Below are 24,383 nucleotides of genomic sequence, written 5' to 3'. Positions count from 1 at the left end.
CATTATAGCATCCCTATGGTGACAGGTAGGTTGTCACCATTAGTTTTGTTTTTTGTTACTGTTTATCTCCTAAAGAATGACGCGGCCACCGCCGTAAAGAGGGGACCTCCCCTAAACCTGCAGCGACCAAACTCCTGCGCATTCAGGAAAGCGAGCCTTCTGTTCTTGGACCACCTGATCTCCTAATTGGTCACCGAAGAAAAACCGGATGAGCCTCTCTGCCTCTTCCACATCAGCAAACACATAATCCGTGCGAATCCATTGACGGGTAAAGCCGTATTCCTGCTCCAGCAGCTTAAAATAAGGCTGTAAAAACTTTGGCGGATCGGGTTCTTCAGAACCTGTTCCGTAATTTTCAAACAGGATGACCGTTCCCCCCGGACGTAGCACCCGCTTGATTTCCGACATCACTTGACGCAGATTCAACCGCCAATCTTTCACGTCCGTATTGCACAAATAAGCGATGCTCCAGCCTGAAACGATTAGATCGACACTGCTGTCCTTGACTGGCAGCGAGCGATGATCGGCCACCTGCACGTTCACATGTCCCCATCCTTGTTCGTCCAGAAATTTGCTGAGCAGCTTTAACATCGCTTCTGACGAGTCTGTAGCTATGATCGATTTTGCTTGTGGCGCTAGCACTCGGGTCAAACGGCCTGAACCGGCCCCCAGATCAAGAATCTCAAGATCTTTAATCGGTCTTATGGATTCAATCACCTCCAAAAGACTCTGCTGCTTAGAAATAAGTTCTTCATAGGTATGTGATTCTTGTTGGTAAATTTGTTCATGGCTTGGCATTACAGCTCCTCCTCCTTAATCGTCTTCATGCTTATCGTATCGATTAACGTAAGGAGAAGGTCAATACCATTATCTGATAGGCACAGCCAAAACAGTAAAAAGCCGTTCGTTAATCGCCTTATATTTCGTAATATATCCTTGTTCGTCAAACCATTGGAGAAGGGTGGAGAGATAAGCATAATGCTCATTGCGAGAGCGTTCCGCCGCTTCCCTTCCCTCCTGATTGGTCAGCTCTTCGAGATAAGCTTCTTTTTGCTGCGGGGTTTCAAACATAACATCCGTCATGCAAATTCTTCCGTGAGGCTTTAGAACACGCCGCATCTCCTCCAGCGCTATCACCTTTTGTTCCTCCGATATATGGTGGAAAGCAAAGCTCGTTACAATAAAATCAAACTGCCCGTCCACATAAGGAATCGCCAAAACATTACCGAGTTTTGTCTCCATTTGAGGATGCTTTCTCTGACACTGCTTCAGCATCTCAATGGATTGATCTATGCCGGCCATTCGTACTCCCAAGCCGAGCAATTTCCCGGCCAAATTTCCAGTTCCCGTGCCTACATCCAATCCTCTCTCCCCGCTTTTTGCCGCCACCCATTCCACAGTCGTTTCAAGGGCTTGCCCATAATCGCGGTATTCACCATTACCGATTACGACCCGTTCATCGTGTGTTCCTGCTTGCTGGTCGAAATCCCATTGATCTGTCCAATTTTTACGGGCTTCTCTTGCTGTTTTTGAAGTGTTGGCTAGGGCAAAAATATCGTTTAATGGAACAGTTTCATTCTGCTTTAAAAGATCTATGATCGAGTCCGTCGTGTTGATTAATTGCTTGATTTCCAACCAGTTGGAGAACAAAACCGCTCTCTGCAGTTCCAGATACGATTGCAACTGTTCCCGGTCTTCCTGCTCAACGACAGGAAGGGCTTTTCGGATATCTTCTATACTCATCCCTGCTTCTCTTAAAGAGAGAATCGTTTGCAGGCGCCAAATATCTTTTTCTGTAAAAATCCTGTAGTCATTATTTTCCTGCTTCTGAGGAGAGATCAGACCTTTGGCTTCATAGAACCGTATCGATCTCGTGGAAATCGACAGCCTGTCGGCAACCTCTTTAATTTTCATAATATAACTATTGTTCATGTACGGAGATCATCCTCACAATAAGCCGGTCTCTAAACTTTATCCCTGGGGAAAGGATTAGAAGCCTATTATCACTAAACCTAGTATAATCTCTATACAACCTATAAAGCTATAAGCCAAGGAGCAGAAACTATTCTTTTGGAAAATAGGGTACCGGATCTCTCCCCGCCCACAGTCTTATATGCGCATAAACGGCCTTTCTCCAGGTGAATAAGGATATGCCGCTCCGAGAGATCCGCGGCTCAAGATGCGGACGCTTTAGAAGACAGCCACTTTGTTTTGAAATAACCGATGCAGACTATTAGCAGAGGGATGGCTAACAGATGAAGCATTGCGTAGCCTACCCATGAATTTTGGATGATATCAGCCACATAGATCGTATTGATATACGTGTTCCAAGACACGATAATAAACATCACAGCTAACGGATAAATAAATGGAGTTTGAAGCTGAAGACCAAACACTGTTTGCAGCCCTTGAAGCATAGCTAAAAACAACAGGGAGATTTTTACAAAAAAAGTCATAACCCACATCGTAATCAGAATGCCCTCTACCCGTTGAAAGAAATTTCCCACGTTTATCGTTTTGGCTAAAGCAAAGGCCGGAAATGTACTGTTTTCTGTTTGCTCAATACCCAAAATTAATATGCTTAATATCACGATTACAGTAAGAACAGCTCCTCCTGCAACACTTCCCTTTATTAAAGCTTTTTTCCCCTCGCCTTGTCCATTCACAAGAGAAAAAAACACCACCATAACAATCAGTTCCTGAAACATGGATGCATGGAAGCCCGCTTTAAGGATCGGCATTAAGCCTTCTTCCATAACCGGAAGAATGTATGTCCATTCTATTTGCGGGGACAAAGCCAATACCAAAACCAGAAACAAAATCAAGATGAAAGGAAACATCAGTTCACCGACTCTGGCCAGTATAATTACCCCGAGACGGGCACAAATAACGGCTGAGAGCAGAAACAACCCTTGTACGGCTTCTATCGGGGTTTCCGGCATAATTTCACTGCTTATGAAAAAACCAAGATTCCCGAGCAAGGTACCGGTTAAGATTAAAAAATAAAACAAATAGAGAAGGTTAAGCACCTTACCCGCAATCTTACCGAGCACCGCTTCGTGAATCTCAAACAAAGTCTTGCCCGGATACAATCGTATCATCAGCAAATAAATTACTGCCATTATGATATTGATGACAAGACTTACCAATGACCCGAGCCAGGCATCCTCTCTTGCCGCTTGAGCCATACCCGCAGGCGTAACCAGTATAGACGTACCGACCGTCAAAGAGAATGTCAAAATAAATAATTGACGCGGCGATAACTCCTTCTGATTTGTCACGGGATTACCACCCCCTTCTAAGGCATCAGCTTATTAATAGGCTGGGTAACAGCAGCAATCCAATCAAGCGGCTTAAACCCCGGCAGCTCCAGCATATGCGCTGTCAAACACACTACCGCCAAACCCCATACCGCTATAAAGACAATCAAATCTCTTTTAAATTTCTGCTGGATAATTCTTCGCACTTCCACGATCAAGCAAATCACCAGTACCACTAACAGCACTACATTCCAAATCATTATTCTGACACCTCTTCATTCAATGGCTGGACAATCGATCCAATTCTGCGGATATCGATTTTTGTGTTCACTTCGATGGATACATTTTTGAACTTATCATGCCAATTTTCGCGATACTTTTTCCATACTTTAGGATAGCGGCGATGGAGAGCTTCACCGAATGCGAACACATCCGATCCGTATTTTTTCTGAACGGTCTTTATGTGCTTTTCAAGATTTTTGTTATACTTCTCCCCGATTTCTTGTTGAAGCTCGTCAACAATTGAGGGTTGAGTCAAATCCATTGAACATTGGACCGCATTGAGATTTGCTTCAATTCTCAGGTTAACAGTGAACTGCGGTTCTTCGTCGGGACCAAGTGCTACTTCGATGGAGCTCTTCGAATCTGTAACTTTAAATCCAACGATGCCATGATCTTCCGGACATTCTATAAAGCCTTCTGTTGAATCCACTTTGTTTAATATGTAATTAACAGCTTTACTAGGGGGCTCAGTCAACCAACCAACCAGCCGGTCTTTTTTAAATACAGCCAGCCCCGCATGCTGCAGCAGGGTGTCCGGATTAATTTTTTTACATTATCTACACTTCCTGCACTCTCTTTTTTTCCTGCCAATTCCACACCGGAGAGCACAGGGTCAGAGCCATGACGCTTTAATTCTGTAATAAAATGCTGTAGAGTGACTTTACCGGTTACCGCCCATTTTCTATTAGAAGCGAGGATAGAGGTGTATAAAGAATTGGCCGGTATGTACTCGAACGGTGTGACTACTTCGAGAATATCAGTAGCTTTTGAATTTTTAGCCACCAGCAAGAAGAAATCCGTCCGCAGCTCATGATTCCTTGAAATAAAATCCATAGCATCCCCTACCCCTTTTCTGGCGAGCTCTTCTCCGAAAACCAATACTCTTAGGTGAGACAAATAAAGCGTTCTGGGAGCCATGCTTAGCATCCTCTGCAGAGCGTCCGGTATTGTCTTGCCAAAAGACTTGTAAGTGACCACAGGCAGGCTGCCAATAGAATTAATATGCGTCGAGCCGGCTTCGCTGGAATTGAGCACTTGAGCAGATACGGAGTAGCCTCCTTCTGCAACATCAATACCTAAAGCCATAACTACTGCAATTTCGTTTAATTCCTTTCTGCTCCAGCACCCAGGGGCAATAACCAAACTGCTTAATAAAAGAGCTATTAGCAAAAGCTTTTTATACATGATTATCCCTCCTGTTAAGCCTTGTGCCCATGCTACTGGATGATGATTTACGTTTTGGACTTATTTATCCATTTCTTTTTCGTTTTCTGAGAAAATCTCAATAAGGCATCCGCTTGACTTTTCCAACGCATCGGGGCAAATGAGGTCATATATGGCACCCCAACCGACTCTAAACTGCACAAATGCAAAGCCAATATAATTAATGCGATGATCATCCCATATAAGCCAAACGAAGCGGCAATGCCCATAATCGCAAATTTAAGAATCCGCACCGTAATCCCTAAGTTAAAGGCAGGCAAAGCAAAGTTGGCTATAGCCGTAATGGATACGACAATAACCATGGCTGCTGAAACAAGTCCCGCCTCAACAGCGGCTTGACCGATAACTAGAGTGCCTACAATGGAGATGGATTGGCCTATAGATTTAGGTAGCCGGATCCCCGCCTCACGCAGGATCTCAAAGGTTATTTCCATCAATAAAGCTTCGACAAAGGCGGGGAAGGGAATTCCTTCACGCTGACCGATCAGACTGGTCAACAGATTCGTGGGGAGCATCTCTTGATGAAACGTAGTAATAGCAATATAAAAAGAAGGGGTTAGTAGTGCGATACCAAAGCATAAATATCTAAGCAGACGCACTAGACTGGAAAAATCCTCACGCTGATAATAATCTTCACTCGATTGAAAAAACTGTACGAATAAGGCCGGAACTACGAGCACAAATGGAGTACCCTCAACCAATATAGCAATCCGCCCCTCAACCAATGCCGAGGCAATTACGTCCGGACGTTCTGAGTTGTACACCGTAGGAAATGGACTATAGCGTTGATCCTGAATCATCTCTTCGATATAGTTACTCTCCAGAACACTCTCCACACTGATTTGGCTCATGCGCCTGCGCAGCTCTTGTAAAATCTCAGGATCACTTATTCCTTCCATATACATAATTGCGACTTGTGTATTCGTCATTTCCCCTATTTTCAATTGTTCCAGACGCAGGTCGGGGCTTTGTATTCTTCTTCTAATCAGTGCTGTGTTTTCCCGAAGCGACTCTGTGAATCCTTCTCTAGGGCCTCTCACCACAGATTGCGAGGCTGGCTCTTCAACATTGCGCTGTTTAAGTGATTGAGTACCGATATATAAGGCCGTTGATAATCCTTCCATAAAGAGAATGGTATTCCCGGATAACAGCTTCTCTTCTACTGCACCCAGCGTATCTGCTTGACCAATCTTGCCCAGCGTGATGGAGCGCAGCTGCAAAATGTTTATGTAATGTTCGGGCGATGGCTCTTTTTCATCATAGAACATTGCCATATCTTGATGAATGGCTTGCAGCAGGGGTTGGGGATCCCCCATACCCTCAATGTATAAAATAACCGCCGGAATCGGGCCTATTCGCATATCGCGAATTACGATATCCGGGCTCGTTCCTAAGCGGTTTCTCATCAGTTCCTTAATTTCTATAATCGAGTCCGGTAAGGGCTCTTGATTTTTTGCCGAATTTGTTGTGTCCATTTAAAGTGACTCCTTGAGTAAGATGTCATGCTGGTGACTTCTGTCTTTAACAGCTTTTTCATATCTTTACTGTTCCCAGCATTGACTAATCTATACTTTGAATCAAAGTAATGGACGTTCTTCACTGCACTATGAGTTCATGTTAACCGTTTGATTTAGTTCCTTTTTGTCCTTTTCAGAATTGCCTGTCATTTTTCTCAGGAACGCCTTTACGGTTTTCAGCTTATCCCCCGTGTCCCAATATTCCGCAGTTTGCGTATTTATTTTAATCAAAATAATATTAGGATCCTCATAGGTCGTATCGAGGAACGATGCGTACACTTTTTTCCACAGCTCTTTTTTACGCTGCACATCGTCTACCACTTCAGCGACTCCGCGAATGGAAACATAGGATTTACCGACATAGGCAACATTCACATTTGGGTTATCCATAATTTCCTGGTACTTGCTTGTATCCTTTTTCGTGAGAAACCATAGGTCGCCATCAAATTCAATATCCTGCGTTTGCATTGGTCTTGAATTGATCCCGCCATCCGCAAACGTAGATAGCATGGCCGTTTCCACATTTTTAATGATGTCCTTAACGGTTTCTACAGCTTCTTGATTGATTTGGGTATCGTTCGATTTTGACATCGATATCACCTCGCATTTGAATTTAGTCTCTATTACACTTCCCCCAAGGTCATTAAACGATTAAACATTTTTGCATGGAGACACGAGAAAAACTTCTATAGTGAAAAAAAGAGACTCCACCAGCCCTAAGACATGATGGAATCTCTTATTGTCATTAAGTTATTTTAAATAAAATTAAAGCTTGATGCTTCTTCCGGTAGCTTGTGATTCAAAGGCAGCCAAAATGACATTCAGCGAACGCATACCTTCTTCTCCGGAAATCGAAGGAGGTGTGCTTGTTTTAATACTTTCCACAAAGGCATCAATTACACCGCTGGGTACTTGCTTTTCATTAGTAGCCATGGCTCCAACCTTATAGGTTTCTTGAGTGCCGTTTGTCAGTTCAACGACAACCTCATCTCCGGAGGTTGCTCCAATCTTGATCACACCATTCTCACACCAGAGCACGGTGCTGTTATCGCCACCCTTATACTGTGTCCAGCTCGCAACCAATGTACCGATTGCGCCACTTTTCATGCGAAGAATACAGGTTGCATTATCATCTACATCTGTATCTTCCTTATGGGTGGTTCCAATAAAACCGGACACCTCTACTACTTCGTCTGCAAGCAGATAGCGAATGAAGTCCGCCTTATGAACACCGAGATCGCCCATCGCACCCATTACCGCTTCTTCTTTACGGAAAAACCAGCTTTCGCGGCCATCCACACTCCATCCCTCTGGCCCTGCATGACCAAAGGAAGTACGGAATGTAAGCACTTTGCCGAGCTTGCCAGAATCGAGCAGCTCTTTCGCTTTAACATGAGGGGGCATTAGCCGCTGGTTGTGACCTACCATCAAGTAAACATTGTTTTTGCGGGCTGCTTCGATCATTTTCTCTGCGTCTTCCTTACTGGTTGCCATCGGTTTCTCTACCAATACATGAGCGCCTGCATTGGCTGCTGCAATAGAGTGCTGCGCATGCAAATAATTGGGCGTACAAACACTTACGGCATCTACCTTCTCTGCCTCCAGCAGCTGTTCAATGCTGGCATAGCTTTTGCCTCCATATTGTTCAGCCATCTGTTCGGCGCGCTCGATGATCGGATCGGCAAAAGCAACCAATTCAACATTGTCATTCGCCGCATACTCAGGAATGTGTCTGCGCTGGGCAATAGCGCCGCAGCCGATTACCGCTACTTTAATTTTACTCATTATATATTTTCCCCTCTCATTAAAGGTAAAGCATTTAAAATTGTGTTAAATAATTTTCTTTGACCCATTGTATACTGTTAGCCACGCTTTCGAGCGGAGGCAGCTGGCAGTGATCCTGTTCCACGATCAGCCATTCTACTCCGGCATCTGATGAAGCCTGAATGACGGCGGGCAAATCGACATCTCCCAGACCAAGCTGTAAAGTATCCATTGAACCGTCCGGTTTGCGGCTGAAATCCTTAAGATGCAGAAGCGGAAGACGTCCGGCATACTTAGCAATATAAGCGAGCGGGTCTTGTCCGGCAAACTGAACCCAGCATACATCCAGTTCTACTTGAACCTCTTCCGGTTTTGTAGCTTCATATAAAGCGTCAAAAATTGTAAGCTCCCCGACATGGCCGGTAAATTCGAAATCATGGTTGTGATAGCCAAATACTAGACCATGCTTACGGGCTTCCGCACCAACCTTAGCCAGCAGCTCGAACCTTTCTTTCCATTCCGCTTCGCCACCGCGCTCTTCCGGACTGACATAAGGACAAATCATATATGAAGCTCCGATAGTCTTGAGATAATCTATTTCCTGCTCCAAATTGTCCTTCAACAAATGAAGTCCGACATGAGCCCCAATTGCCTTTAGTCCGAGTTCATCCAATAACGCTTTCATTTCCCCGGCCGGAATGCCTCCATAGCCTGCAAACTCTACACCTTCATAACCCAGCTCTGCTACCTTGCGCAGTGTTCCCTTAAAATCTTTAGCTGTTTCTTCACGGAGAGTATACAATTGCAAACCGATTCCCATTCTTCTCATACTATCACCTCTTCGATTACCTAATAAAATCCACAATATGATGATATCATAGCCGAAATGCTGTAAAATGAACATGTCTGATCTACCTAAGACATGAACTATTTGGCTATCTTTTATTGGAAGGAATGATGAACCGTGAAGGATACGGTCCTTCTGCACTGCGGATTTTCCTGCCATTCGGAGCCTTATCACAGCAGCTACCGCAACGGTGTGGACAGCTACCTGTTCCGACTGCAAACGGAAGGCAGCAGTACTGCTTATTATTATGACGAAAAACAGCATCTTCAAGCAGGCGATTTGTTACTGCTGAAGCCGGGGGATATTTATACTCTCGAAGTAACAGCTGCAGAGGGCAATCCTCGCTTGTCCAGCAGCGATTACTATTTATTTTGCGAAGGTGAATGGATAGACAGCTGGTGGCGAAGAAGCAAACGGCCGGCGGTTAGCCGCATAGACTTTGATGACAAGCTGCTTGGATTATGGCGGAGTCTTATTTTGGAAAAGCGGCGGGGGCCGGATGAACAAAACGTGGAGCTGGCTGCTTATATGCTGCGGAGTCTATGTCTGTATTTGGACAGATCCGTCACAGAAACCCAGCTAATGGACCGGACAGCCTTTATCGCCCTCCGGCTCAAACGATATATCGAAGAGCACGCAACGGCCTCCGCCCCGCTGCGGATTGAGGAAGCAGCACGCCACGCAGGTCTGAGTGTATCTAGAGCCGTTCATTTGTTCAAGCAGTGCTATAATCAAACAATGGTGCAATATGCAAACGAAGTCAGGCTTAACACTGCTTTGGAGAGAATGAAATACAGCAATATGAAGCTGGAACAAGTCGCGGAAACGAGCGGATTCGCAAGCTACTCTTATTTTCACCGCGTATTCCGTTCCCGCTTTGGGGTTTCACCCGCCAAATACCGCTCTTCCGAACGCCTTTAGGCATTTGAAATAAAGCACAACGCAAAAAGAGGATCCAACGGCTCTTAGCCGTGATACCTCTTTATAAAGTGGGTTTCGGCCCCCTCTCTATCAAAAAATCAGGATGAAAATAAGAAGGTTTAGGTACTGCTGTCCTTGTAAGCGCGGACAGAATCCAAAATAGCAACGACCACTTGTTCGGTTGTTATTTCGTTTTCCAATCCCGGCAATATAACCTCTTCCATCAACTGCACTTTAATTTCATCCTGAATACCGCAGCCTTCAATAAATAGATCCATTAACTTATTCCATTGAAAAAAAAGGCCCCACTCTAAATACTCCACACGTTCCATTTCGGAAATTCTAGCGGATACCGTTTTTAAGATTTCAAACATCGCCGCAGCCATACAAGTGAGCTCTTCGTCTTGCCTTTCCAAACAAATGCCCTCTCCTTTCACACTGAACCAAACCTCTGCTGCAAATGTAAGCTATCATCGCAAAAGGGGAGATACCCTCTGAGTAAGAAATACTTTTACAAATCACTCTCGACATTACGATTGCAATATTCTTAAACATTTGTTTAAATATAGTACTAGAAAAACAATGGAAATTCAACATTGATTGTTAAATCCCCTCGTGATAGGTATTTGTATGAAGTTAAATAAGATTATCAACTTTATTCTATCCCTACTGCCAAATGAGCATTTTGTATAGTACGATTTATCTCGTTTATTTGAAACTCCGCAGGACTTTATGCAAAATGCTGAAATAGTCAAAATCCATTATTCGGTTCCCGATATTCAAAGAATAAGGTCCCCTCTCTTACCCTGGCTCTGATCCGATCAAGGTCCAGCAACTCTGCAACATAGGCCCGCACAATATGAGAGGTCAACGAATAGGGTTCCAAACCGTCTTCGAGAGAAAAATGTGCCATTATTTGTTTGACCAGCATTTCCAAGGTAACAGGCTTCTGTTTAATTCGGCTTTCTACAAGCATTAACAATTGGCTCATCCTGCCTAGATGCTTATCTATCAGTTTGGACACTTCGTAATAGATTCCTCCGTGATATACTACATAAGCCTTGGGTTCAGCCTCTGCCAACTTGCGAAACGTGCGCTTGGCTTCGCTAATGTCTGTATATAGAAGCAAACTTTGCTTCTTTAATATTTTGTCGCCGAAGACGGCGTCTCCACAGTAAAGCACATTATCCGGACTTACGAACCCAACGGTCCCAGGAACATGTCCAGGCAGTGTCATAACCTTAAATTTAATTCCTTCAATAGGCAAGGGCCCATCCCGTTCCTCCAGCAAATCTGTGACGGGTGGCATCTCCCTGTTTTTATAAAACGAAGGAATTTCACCGCAACAGATGGCCTCCAAGTCGGGGTGAGTCATCCAAGACAGAGCCGCTGCTGTAGAATAAATCCTCACCTCAGGGTAGCGTTCAATGAAATAGCGGTCTCCCCCATAATTGTTGCGATGACCATGCGTATGAAGGATAGCAGAGATCCGGTAGCCTTGATCGGCAATTTGTTGGTCAATCGCCCTCGCGCTATGCTCGTCAGGACCAGAATCAACCAAAATAGCGGATTTGCTCGATTTATCCAAATAAACTCCTACCGCGTATTTTCCAGAACAGAAATAGCTGGAGCCGTATATATGTATTAGCTGTATATCGTACAAGCGTTTCACCTCCGCTAAGCTCCCTACTTCAGCAAGCTCCGCCGGGTTCCTTTATGGAATCTCTTTACTAAACGATTGATGGCCGATCTTGACCCTGATTATTTCTCTTGGAATTAGGAGGACAGGAGCCGCGTTTGCAGCTGATCCCGAGACAGGCTTTCTTGTTTCAGGCTCAATTTTTTTCTTCAGGGGGATTGTTAATGGCTGCGAAGCGTATCTTGCAGTAGAATCCTCCGCATAGAATCGATGTAAAGCTTCGAGGCATTCCGTCAGCTGCATATTGAATTCCGATTCATCCGCTTCCGCAACCCGCTCGGTTTGTTCCGTAATTAACGTTATTATGTATGTCAATTCCGTATACGGTATATGAGTTTCACTCCCATTGTACGGCCGCGGTTTATGAACCAGCCGCTTCAGCACGCTCAAGATCCGGGCTGACAACGAATGAAACTGAATTGTTGTTTGCAGCAGGGTGACGATTTGATATTCCAGTAACGCTCTCTCATTCTTCTTCAAGTCTGCCTGCATCAACCCCTGGATAAGATGCAAAAGAGCTCTTGTCAAGTGAAGAAGTGAAGGGTCAAAGTTTATTGTCTTCATAGGGGTATCCTCTGCTACGGCATTTAATAATCGATCCTCAAATCTTCCATATCATCCAGTGCTTGATAATCTTCGTCAAGCTGCACTCCATGAGCTTCAGTTCGATGGTGCAGCACCATATCCAGCTTTTTCATCAGCAGCCACTTGGACATCAGAACGGAATCTAGAAGATGGATCAAAGTCTGGTTGTATTGGATAATTTCAGAATTCGACGGATGGGTAGGGAAATCCAGTTTTTTACCTGTGAAAGCCATGGCTTTATCCGATTCGGTCCGTATTAGCTTGGAGATCGATTCTTCTTCCTTGGCAATGGATTGAAGCAGGTTAACCATTGCCTGGTCGTAAGTGCAAGACAGACTAGATTTATTGTCGTCCACTGAAGACATCATAGTCCCCCCTTGGCTTGAACCTCTCCTGGTTTTTAGGTGAGGCATCCAACAAATTCTCGTTACTCCTCATATTCCTCAACCTCCAATTCTTCCAGTAGTTCGCCAGTCAATTTCGCGTCGAGTTTAAGGACATCTTCCAGCTTAAACTGCAGCAGCATCTGGTTTCGGATGACGTTTCTCAGAATGCGTTCCACACTGTCATTGATCTTTAATACATCGCAAAAAGATAGGCTCCGGTCATTGACCACCCTCTGAATTTTTTCTCCCTCGGCTTCTATAATATGGGAAAGGCCAATCTCTTCCATCGCAATGGAAGTTAGCAGCAGATTGATCGCATCCTCCCGCCTTATCGTGATATTCGGATCAATATCCGGAACATTAGGCAATGACATGTTTGGTTTGCTCCTTTCCCTTTTACCTTGCTGCTGATTTCTCAACAATTTTATCGATAATCTCCATAATTCCTTCAATGTAAATTTCCTTGCTGATGACGGCTTTCATGATGACGTCCAAATGATCGTTAAGCTGAAGCAGGTCCTCCACTTTCTCGGAATAGGGTGCCCCGGATACAACTGCGTCCGTCTTGCTGTACAGCTTCTCCGTTTCCGCATGGACAGCCTCGACAATCGAAAGCCTCTCCAGAGCGATCGAGGCGATTAAAGAGGAAATAGTCGGTTGAGACGTCAAATCAGGAGGATATTCCATATTCATAACCCCCTCACCGGTCATATTTATTTAAGACTCCATGTAAACGTATGAAATTATGGGATTATTGTATTATACGGGGAAATCTTTGAATTTAGACCTTAAATTCAAATTCATGTCAAAACTAGTTATGCCTTGATGCGAAATTAGAAGCGCCAGCAAATTTGCGGGACTAGTGATCACCCCTCAGATTATGCAAATCAGCGGCTGCTTCGGCAAATGTCGGGGCCAGCTCCAAGGATTGAATATAGCATTTCTCCGCTTTCTTCCAATTTCCAAGCTCCGCCCAGCACTTCCCCATATAATGCCATGCTCTAAAACTGCCTGCCCCGTTCATCGTCAGATGGCGCAGGTTTGATTCACCCATGGTTAAACAGTGCTCGAATGTATTCACTGCTTCCTTGTATCGCTGTACCAAATATAGAAGAATCCCCTTGGAATAATACAAATCAACATAGTCGGGATACATTCTGGATCGCAAAATCAATCGTTGCCAGTGCCTGATGAGCCTTGTCGGGCGATAGCAGCATCTCATACTTCAACTTATACAGCAGTGATGGAGGCAGCGTACCCGCCTGAAGAAACATCAGGATCGCTTGATTAACATACCGAAGAGCGGTTTCGTATTTTCCAATCCGGTAGTACTCGCTTGCTGCATGGTATTCGATCCATGGACTATGTTCCGGTTTGGCCATCTCCTTCTCCAAAATGCGCAAATTACGCATATGCTTTCGTTTTAATTCGGCTGCTTGCTCAAGATAACCGTAGTGGTGAATAGTGATAGGAAGACTAGCAGCGGTAAGCCGCTGACGCGTCTCTTCCACATTTAGCATTTCATGAATGTCCTGTTTGAACTGAAGTCCAAGTCCTTTGCGGAAAATCCGGTACTGCTCGATAAAATATGCATCATTAAGATCAGGCGTTTTGCCGCTGTAATTCAGTATGCGAACCGCCAGCAAATCGGCCTCCTGGCTAATAATTGCATCTTTGAGCTTGGGGCGGTCCCCAGTCTCTAATTCCTCATCAGCATCCAAATAAATAATCCACTCGCCCGCTGCCCGCTCAAGACCATAATTACGCGCATCTGCAAAACTGTCGTTCCAGGGGAATACATGTACCTCTGCACCAAAGCTCTGACAAATTTCCACAGTGCGATCGGTGGAACCGGTGTCAACCACCACTATTTCGTCCGCTACATTCCCCATACTTTCCAGGCAGCGTCGAATATGCCGCTCTTCATTCCTGACAATCATGCATAGCGATAGCCGCTTCATGCTTCTCCTCTCCCTTTGTCCAGCTATGGATGCATCTAAACGCCCTAACCATGTTTATGTGGTTACCGAAAGGGTCATTCCTTCCTTAGCAGAAAATAAACGTACGAATTTTTAACATTGGCGGAATATACGGCATAAGCTACAATGTGAGCTATTCATGCTAGGAGGAGTCGTTTTGTCCAACCCAAATTTGCCCAATATTACGCCAAATATTTCCCTCTCCCGGGATCAGGCCATCAATTTATTGCTTGCGTCGATAGCTATGGAGGAACTGGGTCTGGCCCATATTATCAATGCGGAAGGCGAGAAAATCCAGTACGCTCTGGGGACATTGCCCTGTGTGACGAATCCAGGGTTTGGCATCAAGGAGATTTTGGCGGTTAATGATAGCGCTAGAGAGATGTTGGAGACGGTGTTTAAGGAAGAGCTTATCCTGGAATCCAAACTTAAACATGTGTTATCACTATTGAGTAATAACTGATAAACAAGTAACGTTATTCTATTACGATGACACGCAAGCTTTAAAGCAGTTTTTGTCAGACTGGTCATGGCAATCATCAGATTAGCTAGCTTTATTAGGAGGATGAACAATTGAAGAAGGTTCTTTACATCGGATGGATTGGATACCGCAATCTGGGCGATGAATTAATGTTTGATCTGTTTAAGCAAAAGGCTTCCGAATTGGGAAATACGTATGCAATCGATGTCGTAAACAATGAACAGCATTATTTGGCTAACGCTCCGCTAGCTTCTTATGACCTGATTGTTCTTGGCGGGGGATCGGTTCTTAGCGGGCCGCAGCGCTTAATTGACGAATATGTGATTGATGCGTTGCTCAGTTCAGTTAGTCTTGGTAAAAAAACGATGATATGGGGTTCCGGAATCGATTGGGTTCCTCGCTCCTATATCCCCGCACTTGCGAATAATGATGAGCTCTTTCTGCCCGTCTCCGCAGGATGGAAGGATAAGGTGAGGGAAGTTTTTAAAGCTTGCGCTTGGGCAGGTGTCAGGGGACCGTACACTTTATCGCTGTTAGAACGATTAGGTGTGAAGCATGAGCACGTAGAACTAAGCGGTGACCCTGCCTTCCTACTGATGCCGGATATGAGTAAGGTTGAGAAACGCGGGAGCTTGTCCGGGAATCAACCAATCATTGGCGTGAATTGGGGGACAACATTCAACCGCCTATATGGTGCCGACGAATTGAAAGTGGAGGATGAGCTGGCGCAGGCGCTGCAGGAATTGCTCCGCCAAGGGTACGCCGTCTATTTCTACTTATTGTGGAACGCTGATCGGGAGGCGACCGAAAGACTATATGCCCGAATCCGCGGCAGCGGAACGGTCGTATACGACCCTACTCTGTATAATCAGAATGAACTCATGTCTCTGCTTCAAGATTTCTCGTTCACCATTAATTTCAAACTTCATTCCAATTATCTTTCTTTAGCAGCGGCAGTGCCATTTATTGCCCTTGGCTATCGGTTTAAAGTATTTGACTTTGCCAAATCCGTAGAATTAGAGGATTATGTGGTTCCCACCGATTCTGAGCAAATCAAGGAGCACATCCTAACATTGGAGGAACAACTTGCGAGCGAACGAACGCAAATTGTGGAAAAAATGGCATCTCATCGAAATCAGTACGCAAAGAGAATCAGCGAGCCTTTCGAGCTAGGCTTGTTTGTTTAACAAAGAGGAGGATCGTGGTGGACAAATTAAAAATACTCTTTATGACGAGGGACGATCGTAAATACACAGTCCCGGCTTCCTATTACTTTGTAAATGAGCTAGCCCGAATCTCCGATCTGCAGGTGTCCCACTCCTCGGGGAGGATAATGGATATTATCGAGTCGATTAATGTAACACCGGATTTTGTTTACTTCAACGATTACCTCGAGAACGGTTCGCCAGTCGTCACCGGACTGAAGGACCTACCCGTGCCCTTCGCTGTCGGTCTGCATGATTTGCATTATAATTATCCGGGAAGAAAGCAAGTTCTGCATGATGAAGAGGTCCGGTACGTGTTTACTCATTATCGCGACCGATTCCTTAAATGGTATCCCGAATTCTCCAAGCAAATGCGATGGCTTCCCCACCATGCCAATACAGACATTTTCACTGATTATGACCTTCACAAAGAGACGGACCTTTTAATGACGGGCGCCCTGATTGAGCCCTACTACCCACTCAGAACCACTATCGTCAAACGGTTGGCTGAACGACCTGAATTTATGCACCTGCCGCATCCCGGCTATCGTCAAATCGATGATCAGGATGTGACGGCAAAGGTTGGAAAGAAATACGCTATGGAGCTAAATAAAGCAAAAATCTGTTTTACCTGCAATTCCATCTATCATTATCCGGTCATGAAATATTTCGAGATCGCAGCCTGCAACAGCTTATTAATGGCCCCCTACTCGCCGGAAATAGGTGATCTGGGTTTCATTCCCGGGGTGAATTTTGTTGCAATTGATGAACATAATTTCGAGGAGAAGGCTTACTACTATTTGCGCCATGAAGAGGAAAGAAGCCTAATAGCTCTAAACGGAATGAACATGATCCGGCAGAAGCACTCTACCAGAAAAAGAGCAGCTGAGTTTCTTGAGTCGATCAAGCAAATCATTAGAGACTCCAAGGAGGCCGGGCAACATGAGTAAGAACAGGATCCTTATGTGCTATGGCAAAACAAAATTTTCACCGGGAAGTTACTTAGAGGACGGGCTGAATGAGATTGGCTGGCATGTAGATCAGCTTTCTGGCGAAATCGATTTCAGGCAGTTGAATATGTCGAAATACACAGCTGTATTATTTGTAGAAAGCTCGTCCAGGCCCCCGGTCAAGGTAAAGAACATTGAACAGGTCAAGGTACCGAAGCTGTTCTGGGTTACCCATGGAGAGAATCGTCTGCAAACTAATCTTATGTTGAACCGTTCTTACAAAACGGATATAGTGCTGATGGCTCATTCTCTGCATTTAGCAGATAAGTTTCCCGTACCGGTTCGTTTTTTCCCATTCGCGATGACTGTAGATATTTTCAATTATACGGATCCTTTGGTGCAGCGCACCACGGATATTTCGTTTATTGGAAACCTGGATACAACTAACTATCTAGATCGCATTATGGCGATAAAAGCGATAAAAACCCGCTTCCACGACAAGTGCTCGCTATCCTTCCGTTCCAACGTTTATCTCCATGAATTAGCTAAAGTATACGGCCGTTCCAAAATTGTCATTAATGTAACAGCAGACTGGAGCAGCAGCATTAATATGCGGCTTTTCGAAGGAATGGGCTGCGGCGCACTGGTCCTGTCAGATTATGTCCCCGGTATGGAACAGCTATTCGAAGATAAGAAGCATCTGGTCCTGTTTCAAAACCGCGATGAACTGCTGGATCACATTGATTATTACTTGAACAATTTGGACCAGGCTCAGAAAATCGCTAACGCCGGCTACCAGCATCTGCTGGCCAATCATACGTATCGCCATAGAGCCCGCGAACTTGTCAATATAATTGATGCGTTACAGTAGCCAAACTGCAAGCTCAATTACTGCTTTTACTTTAACCTTGAAAATCTTCGTTTTCTTGCTTTTTGTTATTTCTTGTTTATTGATTCCTCCCAACCTACTCTAGTGTTTTTATGACACACGCTGCGGCTCTTTCGCCCGCAGCTTTTTTTTGTGCAGGAAGAAAGGCAACGCAAACCGCATGTCCACTGTTTTACAACTAATGGAGAGGACATTCATCCATATAGGAAAATATCCTCTCGATGCTTCTATCTTGAAGGAGCGTCAACTATATGCCGGCAATCATTGCAGCTATTCTATCCATTGGATTAAGCGTGGCTCTTTGTCAAGAATCGATTCATACTGGGCGGTCGAACCGTATTGGCCGTTTGGATCAAGAGCGAGATAGCGATTATATTTGTTTATGCGGTCCTTCTCATTCGCCCAGCCAAAATGTTTAAGTCTCAAGGAAGAGACCGCTCCCTGAAGTTCGGATAGATTGGCAGGGAAACGGCCGCAATGCTGAGGCGTCTCCTTCCACGTATAAGCAAAGTCCTTCCGGTATCGCATAAGAAAAGGGCGGTAGGTCAGGTGAGCACACCAGAGCTCATCTTCACGGTAATGATTCTCGTTCCAGAAGTCGTACAATCTGAAATAATAGACATCTACGCGCTCGGAGCGAAGGAGTGCCCGCACTTCGTCCTTAAATCGGGATTCGAACATTTCATCCGCATCCAAATTGAGGATCCATTCCGGCTCCGTTCGAATTGTTTCTTGCCATTGTTGTTTCCGCAGCTCGATTTCGTTGCTGAACCGCGGTGTATGGTTTTGCACGATATGCAGCGGTATACCGTCCAGCAGCTCCCGGCATAGCCGGACGCTGTGATCATCACTGCCGTCATCGATAATGACTGCCTCATCGATATACGCCCGATGTTCCACGAGCACTCGGCGCAAATAACGGTCCGCTTCATTTCTCATGATCATAGAAAGCGTTAATTTCGGCTTTCTCTGTGTCGTTCGGATAGATGATCTCGGATAAAGCGAGGTTTCCTTGTTTTTATCGACCTCAAGGCCATTAGCTTGCTTAAAGCTCTGAACGCCCTCAAGATCGGCATCTCTGTATAGGTGATAGGCAGGGTAATGCGTATCAACGAACAACGGGAAACCGAGCGCGGCAGCTCGTACGCAGAAATGCCGATCCTCCCCCCAAAAGGACAAGTTTGGGATGTCGTTAAAGTTAACACCCGCGGCGAGCGCCTTTTTGCTGATGAGTGTACAGGCTCCGAGTCCGCCTACTTCATAAAGTCCTGGCTTTCGCAGCTGATTCAAAAAGGTGTCTATGCGCCGTGCTTCTTCTGCAGCGGACAGCTTCTCCCCCCTTTTTTTGGAACACAGCGTGTACTGATCGGAGAGCCACACCTGAGGGAGCGGATCAGCCTCCGGCAACCAACGCGTCCAGAATATTTCGCTTACAATGTCCTTATTTGTTTCAATCAAATGCTCGATCGTACGCGGGTGGATCAATACATCCGAATCAATCAGAAGTAAATAATCGAAGTCCTCTCTGACGGCAAAATCTATGATCCTATTTTTCAACCCCGCAATCTTCTGGATTAACACATCGGTCCAATAGTGAGTTTCCTCACCCCGTACCGATAATGCCGCTGTGGACCGATCCGTATGAAGCAAGCGACAGGAAACCGAATGGGAAGCTGACTGTTCGGCGAATTCCTGGAGCATTTGACTTGATTCTTCGGATTCGTTGTCATCATAAAATAGGTATTCGATCTTAATGAACGTTTGTTCTACCTGGCGAAGCACTTCCAGAAAATGTTTCAAAATGTACGGCTTCTGGTTGATAGGACTTCCTATAAGTACGCGCACTGCAATGCCTCCTTCACATTATACAAAATTGATAGCGGCAGCCAGCAGTAAGATTTATAGTAAATTGGGGATTGGGAGAGTCTGCGTTATTGCCCGTAGACCTATTCCACTTTATTCATTCACATAATGAGGAGTTCCCGTTTCCAACGATAAAATTTCTTTTTAACGTACGATAGTGAACGGACGCGGTTTCACCGTAAGCAAGCGGAAGCCTATCGCAATTCCGGCGTGCAGCCGGCCTGTAAAGACTGAGCTGATATATCAGGTCTATTCAAACCTATTTCTCCATTGGCCTTCATTGGATCACCCCTGCAGCTCACTTCAAATCTAGTCCTGCACATACGACATCAGCTAAGGTTAGGCAATCATCTCCTGTGCTGGATCAATCCGTTTATCTAAACAAGCAGCTGGTCCCCTTTACTGGGGGCCAGCTGCTTGTTACCGTATTCCTCCCTTTATTATATAGTCTCCTCTATTGCTGCCAGCTGTTGTTTCGGTGTACAAGCATAAGTGCAGCCGTATTTTTCCACCTTATTTGCGTAACTTCCTTGCCTACTAGGCTCATATACCTTACCAGAATGACTATTCGGCATATATTAGATCAGTTCTATTAATAAGGAGGGTTTTGATTTGTCCAATCCGAATATTCCTAACATATCTCCGAACATAACACTGACGCGGGATGATGTAGTGAACCTGTTGATGTCCTCCATCGCAATGGAGGAGTTGGGGCTTGCTCACATCATCAATGCGGAAGGAGAGAAAATTCAATTTGCTTTAGGTACGCTTCAAGGAGCAAGCGGCCCCCCTGCCACCCTGCAAGAGGTACTCGAAGTCAACAAAAGCACCCAAGCTATGCTGGATACGATCTTCCGCCAGGAGATGATGCTCGATTCCAAGCTCAAGACAGCAACAAACATACCCACTCTGCGTGGCCCTACAGGACCGGCCGGCCCGACCGGGGCGCCGGGCGGCGTCATCAGCATTAACGGCCAGACTGGAGTGGTGACGCTGGATGCGTCAAATGGCGTTATGCCGTTTATGCGAGAGCAGTCCACGAGTAGCCTGGACGATTACAAAGACCCGGGCATATACAGCTCGGACAGCGACAGCAGCACCGGGCCGACGGACGGCAGCAGTCCTCCGGGCGTGGCGCATCCGCAGGTATGGACGCTGTACGTATCGCGTGTCGGGGATTTTGTGCAGCAGCTGTATATTTCGAATCCGGCACTGTTCTACCGGAGCAGCCAGAATGGAGGTGCTGCCTGGGGGAACTGGGTGCCGATCGGCCAACAGGGACCGACAGGACCGACAGGTTCAGGGGCTACCGGACCGACAGGGACAACTGGGGCTACGGGAGCCACAGGCGCCACGGGCGTTACTGGAGCAACAGGTGCGACTGGTGCCACAGGGGCTACTGGAGCCGCAGGCGCTACGGGCGCGACAGGTGCCACGGGCGCAACGGGGCCGACAGGCGCGACCGGGGTAACAGGGCCGACGGGGGCTACTGGAGCAGACGGATCAGTCTTTACTGGAAACAACCTCTTTATTGCCCGAAATACCGCCTCTAATATTGCAGCAAATACAGCTATCCCTTTTACAGGACCGGCAACTATTAATGGTACAGGTATAAGCTACTCAGGTGGACTCTTTAGTTTGGATGGAAATAAAATGTATCTTATTTCTTATTTCCTTGAGTATACCAACACTGCAACTACTGAAATCACTTCGAGTATAACAGATATGGGTATCAGCAGTACCATTAATGGAAGTGAGGCTCGAAGTCAGGCTCCTGATACAACAGGAATCCCACATGTTAGCGTAAGCAAATCTATTATTTATAATACGAGCAGCGGTCCAACCGATATATGTCTTACTCTAGATAATAGTGCAAATGTGACTGAGTTTACAACAATAAGCATATTAGAGCTAGGAAGCTTATCGCCCTAATGTTAATGTAAGAATCTAGGGTGTACAGGACTTATCAGTCCGAAAAGTCGCAGTTTAAAATTAACCCCAAGAGTGCCGTACTATCAACATTCTTGGGGTTTTAATTTGCGGTGCAATTTACTCGTGCGCTTGTTTTTTATATTAAACTTGGCGCAGCAGTCTTAACATACTTCGAATCCTGCAGTTTCGTTTGAAGAGCTTTGTTGTTTTCGGCTGGAGCTGTTTTACTGTATTCAGAAAAGATGCGCTAGAAATCTACTTATTTTCCCGCGCTGATTTATCCATTCATCCACAGACACTGCCTGCAGCTTCATGTCGCGATGATGTGCTCCGTATTCGGCGTTTCCAAAAATCGGTTATTACGAATGAACGAAACGCCAGGAAAGCAGTAACCGGTAATTATATTGTAGTTTCGGTAGAAATCCTGATTATGCAAGTGTTATTACTAAACTAGCGTAGTCTCCTGCTTCCAAATAACGGATATGTCGATATGGCAACTCGGGCTGCTCACATCGAAGAACCCCCTTTATAAAACAAAGGGGGTTTCTTTTTATATAATCATTTTGCATAACTGGTTTGCATCTACAAGCGGCGCCAAGATATAGATTATTAAACGTTCGAAATTCTATATCTTGCTGGATTGAAGCCTGGTATGAGAATCATGCAAAATGTTGGTAATGATCAAACGTTTCCTACAACCTATTTGAATGGATTCAGGTTAGCGGAAATTTTTCATGGAACAGCGCTTCGAACAACGGTCTATAAACCTGTACTTTCTCCCGGTACTTGGTCACAGTGGCGCTGCGGTTCAGCTTGACTAACCGTATCCATTCAGCCAGCTCAGCCGTCGAATTGCTCTCACCAGTCGATACGGCCAAATGCTTCAAGTCCAAGGAAGCCATCAAATCAAACACCTTGAAGCGACAGGGAACCGCAATGCAGGGAACGCCCGCGGCAAGCGAAATAACATTCGGATGTGTGCTTGAGATTAATAGTAAATTCGCAGGAAGATAAGACCGTTATCAGCTCTTGCTCAGTCTGCAGTTTGGCCTCCAGTTGTACTTGTTGTGGAGCGTTGATTTTCTTATACAGTCTTCTGCAAGAATTCTTATCATTCCGATACGACGGGTAAAGATAAATTTGATAGCTTTGTTCGACTAACCGCTTCGCTGTAAAACAGCTTCCTTGCCATTATGACTCCTTAAGCGGTTTATTAGCGCCAACGCTTTCGAAATAGGTCTTGAAGAACTCGTCATTATGCTTGACCTGAGACGAATTCGGCTGATACTGCCTTGCTTTGTTGTTATGCTCTACCGCAAGCTCCTTCTCCCCCAGCTGCCAATAGCAGAAGCATAGCTGCAGATGCGGATACCAGGTAGAAAAATGCTCCTGCACAAACCCTTGGGTATCTTCAACTTTTACCTCTAGCGCCAGTTTATACCAGACAATTGCTTGTGAATACTTATTCCTGGCCTTGTAATTATCTCCGATTTTGCACGAAACCTCCGGCCGCGGAACATCGTAGTTCAGGGACATAACCAATGATTCAAGCTCCTTGGACGTTTCCCCGAGTGTGTAGTAACAGCTGGCCATATTAATGCAGGCCCGTATTTCATCTTCAATCCAGCCCTTTTTCGTTGCCAAAAATTCCCGGTAATATATAATCGCTTTTAAATGCTGCTGATGGTCTCTCAATTCATTCGCATAATAAAATAAATCACGCGGGCTAAAGGCCTCCCCTTTCTTGAGCCGGTTCTCGTAAATCCTCAGATTGCGGTCACTTTGAATTGAAGTGGCAGGTTTCATAGATTTCTTATGGGTTACGGCTATATCTGAAAGTATAATAGAACCGCCGACTTCTAAATATTCATGAACGGGACCAATCCAGCGAAACCCTTTCGAGCGCTTGACGAGCCGGTTTCTCCTATAAGTGAATGTTGGCTTGCCCGCAGCATCAAATGCGATATGGTACAGCATCGAAACCACATCAACTGAAGAATCTAAAGTTTCTTTTAACAATTTCAGCTTTGTCCTGTCCTGGTCAAGCAGCATATCATCCGCATCCAACCATAATATATAATCCATCGTTGCCTGTTCGAAGGAGTACTGTCTGGCAGCCGAAAAATCATCGATCCATTCGAAGTCAAAAATGCGGTCAGTGAATTCCCCGGCAATTTCTTTTGTCCGGTCCGAGGAACCTGTATCAACAATGATGATTTCATCACAGACATCCTTGACACTGTTTAAGCATTGGTGCAGCACATGTTCCTCGTTTTTTACAATCATGCAGAGGCTGATCGTAGGCACCTGTTGTCACCCCATTTTTAAAAGTTGATTACCCTCTACTTTATGTCTTTATACCCCAAGATGTTCAATCGAATAAGCTATAAATACGATAAAACTTACAAAAGTTGATTATTTTCGTACGTTAATAAGCTATGACGACTCAGTCCCCGTGAAACCAGACATTACCGACAAATGCATCCTTGACTCCCATTGAAAGCATGCTAAAAAGACCGCCCCCGATAGGCTGGATAACCTCGGGTACGGCCTCTTAAGTTATGATAGTCCTTTAAGTCATTCCCCCGCCTATTTAAAT

General features: G+C 45.2%; 27 protein-coding genes. 6 read left to right on the top strand and 21 right to left on the bottom strand.

Annotated features, from left to right (window positions below):
• Positions 1-111: 111 nt before the first annotated feature.
• The 10 genes from PSHG_RS00855 to PSHG_RS00815 form a co-directional block, all read right to left on the bottom strand.
• Positions 112-798 carry a class I SAM-dependent methyltransferase gene (locus PSHG_RS00855; RefSeq protein ID WP_010268083.1) on the bottom strand — a complete coding sequence of 229 codons (687 nt, stop codon included), beginning with the start codon at positions 796-798 and terminating at the stop codon, positions 112-114.
• A 69-nt stretch (positions 799-867) separates the two neighbouring features.
• Entirely contained in the window at positions 868-1,932 is a 1,065-nt protein-coding gene (locus tag PSHG_RS00850; protein ID WP_010268080.1) for a MerR family transcriptional regulator, read from the bottom strand.
• A 242-nt stretch (positions 1,933-2,174) separates the two neighbouring features.
• A complete protein-coding gene (locus PSHG_RS00845; RefSeq protein WP_010268078.1) occupies positions 2,175-3,281 on the bottom strand; it encodes a GerAB/ArcD/ProY family transporter in 1,107 nt (368 codons plus the stop codon).
• A gap of 17 nt (positions 3,282-3,298) precedes the next feature.
• Entirely contained in the window at positions 3,299-3,520 is a 222-nt protein-coding gene (locus PSHG_RS00840; RefSeq protein ID WP_010268076.1) for a hypothetical protein, read from the bottom strand.
• On the bottom strand, positions 3,520-4,017 hold the full coding sequence (locus tag PSHG_RS31350) for a Ger(x)C family spore germination C-terminal domain-containing protein (RefSeq protein ID WP_235782001.1): 498 nt from the start codon (positions 4,015-4,017) through the stop codon (positions 3,520-3,522). The genes PSHG_RS00840 and PSHG_RS31350 overlap by 1 nt, the downstream gene beginning before the upstream one ends.
• The gene (locus tag PSHG_RS31345) at positions 4,014-4,727 is read right to left on the bottom strand and encodes a Ger(x)C family spore germination protein (RefSeq protein WP_235782000.1); all 714 of its coding nucleotides are present in this window, start codon (positions 4,725-4,727) and stop codon (positions 4,014-4,016) included. The genes PSHG_RS31350 and PSHG_RS31345 overlap by 4 nt, the downstream gene beginning before the upstream one ends.
• 47 nt (positions 4,728-4,774) lie before the next feature.
• Complete coding sequence (locus PSHG_RS00830) at positions 4,775-6,241, bottom strand: spore germination protein (protein WP_010268074.1); 1,467 nt, start codon at positions 6,239-6,241, stop codon at positions 4,775-4,777.
• A 129-nt stretch (positions 6,242-6,370) separates the two neighbouring features.
• Positions 6,371-6,874: a pyridoxamine 5'-phosphate oxidase family protein gene (locus PSHG_RS00825; protein ID WP_010268069.1), complete on the bottom strand. Its 504-nt coding sequence runs from the start codon at positions 6,872-6,874 to the stop codon at positions 6,371-6,373.
• Positions 6,875-7,048: 174 nt separating this feature from the next.
• Positions 7,049-8,068, bottom strand: a complete 1,020-nt coding sequence (locus tag PSHG_RS00820; RefSeq protein WP_010268064.1) for a Gfo/Idh/MocA family protein — start codon at positions 8,066-8,068, stop codon at positions 7,049-7,051.
• A 34-nt stretch (positions 8,069-8,102) separates the two neighbouring features.
• Entirely contained in the window at positions 8,103-8,876 is a 774-nt protein-coding gene (locus PSHG_RS00815; RefSeq protein WP_010268059.1) for a sugar phosphate isomerase/epimerase family protein, read from the bottom strand.
• 135 nt (positions 8,877-9,011) lie between these two features.
• On the opposite strand from PSHG_RS00815, the gene PSHG_RS00810 reads away from it, so the two are divergent.
• Entirely contained in the window at positions 9,012-9,815 is an 804-nt protein-coding gene (locus PSHG_RS00810) for an AraC family transcriptional regulator (protein WP_010268055.1), read from the top strand.
• A 119-nt stretch (positions 9,816-9,934) separates the two neighbouring features.
• Here the strand turns inward: PSHG_RS00810 and PSHG_RS00805 are convergent, their stop codons facing one another.
• The 8 genes from PSHG_RS00805 to PSHG_RS26225 all read right to left on the bottom strand — a co-directional run bounded on the left by PSHG_RS00805 (position 9,935) and on the right by PSHG_RS26225 (position 14,446).
• On the bottom strand, positions 9,935-10,231 hold the full coding sequence (locus tag PSHG_RS00805) for a hypothetical protein (protein ID WP_010268052.1): 297 nt from the start codon (positions 10,229-10,231) through the stop codon (positions 9,935-9,937).
• A 335-nt stretch (positions 10,232-10,566) separates the two neighbouring features.
• Positions 10,567-11,487, bottom strand: coding sequence for an MBL fold metallo-hydrolase (locus PSHG_RS00800; protein WP_026021108.1), 921 nt, complete (start codon positions 11,485-11,487; stop codon positions 10,567-10,569).
• Between the two features lie 42 nt (positions 11,488-11,529).
• Complete coding sequence (locus PSHG_RS00795; RefSeq protein WP_010268050.1) at positions 11,530-12,078, bottom strand: hypothetical protein; 549 nt, start codon at positions 12,076-12,078, stop codon at positions 11,530-11,532.
• 23 nt (positions 12,079-12,101) lie between these two features.
• Positions 12,102-12,467, bottom strand: coding sequence for a hypothetical protein (locus tag PSHG_RS00790; protein WP_235781999.1), 366 nt, complete (start codon positions 12,465-12,467; stop codon positions 12,102-12,104).
• 59 nt (positions 12,468-12,526) lie between these two features.
• Positions 12,527-12,859: a hypothetical protein gene (locus PSHG_RS00785; protein WP_010268048.1), complete on the bottom strand. Its 333-nt coding sequence runs from the start codon at positions 12,857-12,859 to the stop codon at positions 12,527-12,529.
• A gap of 22 nt (positions 12,860-12,881) precedes the next feature.
• Positions 12,882-13,172 (bottom strand): hypothetical protein, encoded by a 291-nt coding sequence (locus tag PSHG_RS00780; protein WP_010268047.1) that lies wholly within the window; start codon positions 13,170-13,172, stop codon positions 12,882-12,884.
• Between the two features lie 172 nt (positions 13,173-13,344).
• Positions 13,345-13,590 carry a tetratricopeptide repeat protein gene (locus PSHG_RS29785; protein WP_010268046.1) on the bottom strand — a complete coding sequence of 82 codons (246 nt, stop codon included), beginning with the start codon at positions 13,588-13,590 and terminating at the stop codon, positions 13,345-13,347.
• Positions 13,591-13,621: 31 nt separating this feature from the next.
• Positions 13,622-14,446 (bottom strand): glycosyltransferase family 2 protein, encoded by an 825-nt coding sequence (locus PSHG_RS26225; protein ID WP_010268045.1) that lies wholly within the window; start codon positions 14,444-14,446, stop codon positions 13,622-13,624.
• A gap of 175 nt (positions 14,447-14,621) precedes the next feature.
• Between PSHG_RS26225 and PSHG_RS00770 the strand changes: the two genes are divergently transcribed.
• From PSHG_RS00770 to PSHG_RS00755, 4 genes are all read left to right on the top strand, one after another.
• Positions 14,622-14,927 (top strand): hypothetical protein, encoded by a 306-nt coding sequence (locus PSHG_RS00770; protein ID WP_010268044.1) that lies wholly within the window; start codon positions 14,622-14,624, stop codon positions 14,925-14,927.
• 110 nt (positions 14,928-15,037) lie between these two features.
• Complete coding sequence (locus PSHG_RS00765) at positions 15,038-16,132, top strand: polysaccharide pyruvyl transferase family protein (protein ID WP_010268042.1); 1,095 nt, start codon at positions 15,038-15,040, stop codon at positions 16,130-16,132.
• Positions 16,133-16,149: 17 nt separating this feature from the next.
• Positions 16,150-17,100 carry a glycosyltransferase gene (locus PSHG_RS00760; RefSeq protein WP_010268039.1) on the top strand — a complete coding sequence of 317 codons (951 nt, stop codon included), beginning with the start codon at positions 16,150-16,152 and terminating at the stop codon, positions 17,098-17,100.
• Positions 17,093-17,971, top strand: coding sequence for a CgeB family protein (locus PSHG_RS00755; RefSeq protein WP_010268037.1), 879 nt, complete (start codon positions 17,093-17,095; stop codon positions 17,969-17,971). Before PSHG_RS00760 ends, PSHG_RS00755 begins: the two co-directional genes overlap by 8 nt.
• Positions 17,972-18,259: 288 nt before the next feature.
• On the opposite strand, the gene PSHG_RS00750 is transcribed toward PSHG_RS00755, so the two are convergent.
• Entirely contained in the window at positions 18,260-19,834 is a 1,575-nt protein-coding gene (locus tag PSHG_RS00750) for a glycosyltransferase family 2 protein (protein WP_010268035.1), read from the bottom strand.
• 630 nt (positions 19,835-20,464) lie between these two features.
• Here PSHG_RS00750 and PSHG_RS26220 point away from each other — a divergent pair.
• Positions 20,465-21,784: a pyocin knob domain-containing protein gene (locus PSHG_RS26220; RefSeq protein ID WP_010268032.1), complete on the top strand. Its 1,320-nt coding sequence runs from the start codon at positions 20,465-20,467 to the stop codon at positions 21,782-21,784.
• A 713-nt stretch (positions 21,785-22,497) separates the two neighbouring features.
• Here PSHG_RS26220 and PSHG_RS00740 read toward each other — a convergent pair.
• Both PSHG_RS00740 and PSHG_RS00735 read right to left on the bottom strand, forming a co-directional pair.
• Positions 22,498-22,686, bottom strand: a complete 189-nt coding sequence (locus PSHG_RS00740) for a hypothetical protein (RefSeq protein WP_010268029.1) — start codon at positions 22,684-22,686, stop codon at positions 22,498-22,500.
• A 289-nt stretch (positions 22,687-22,975) separates the two neighbouring features.
• Positions 22,976-24,091: a glycosyltransferase gene (locus tag PSHG_RS00735; protein WP_026021107.1), complete on the bottom strand. Its 1,116-nt coding sequence runs from the start codon at positions 24,089-24,091 to the stop codon at positions 22,976-22,978.
• Positions 24,092-24,383: the final 292 nt, after the last annotated feature.

This window comes from Paenibacillus senegalensis JC66 (assembly GCF_000285515.1).
GTDB lineage: Bacteria > Bacillota > Bacilli > Paenibacillales > NBRC-103111 > Paenibacillus_L > Paenibacillus_L senegalensis.
The sequence above is the reverse complement of the archived record's forward strand: the minus strand, read 5'-3'. Positions and strand labels throughout refer to the sequence as shown.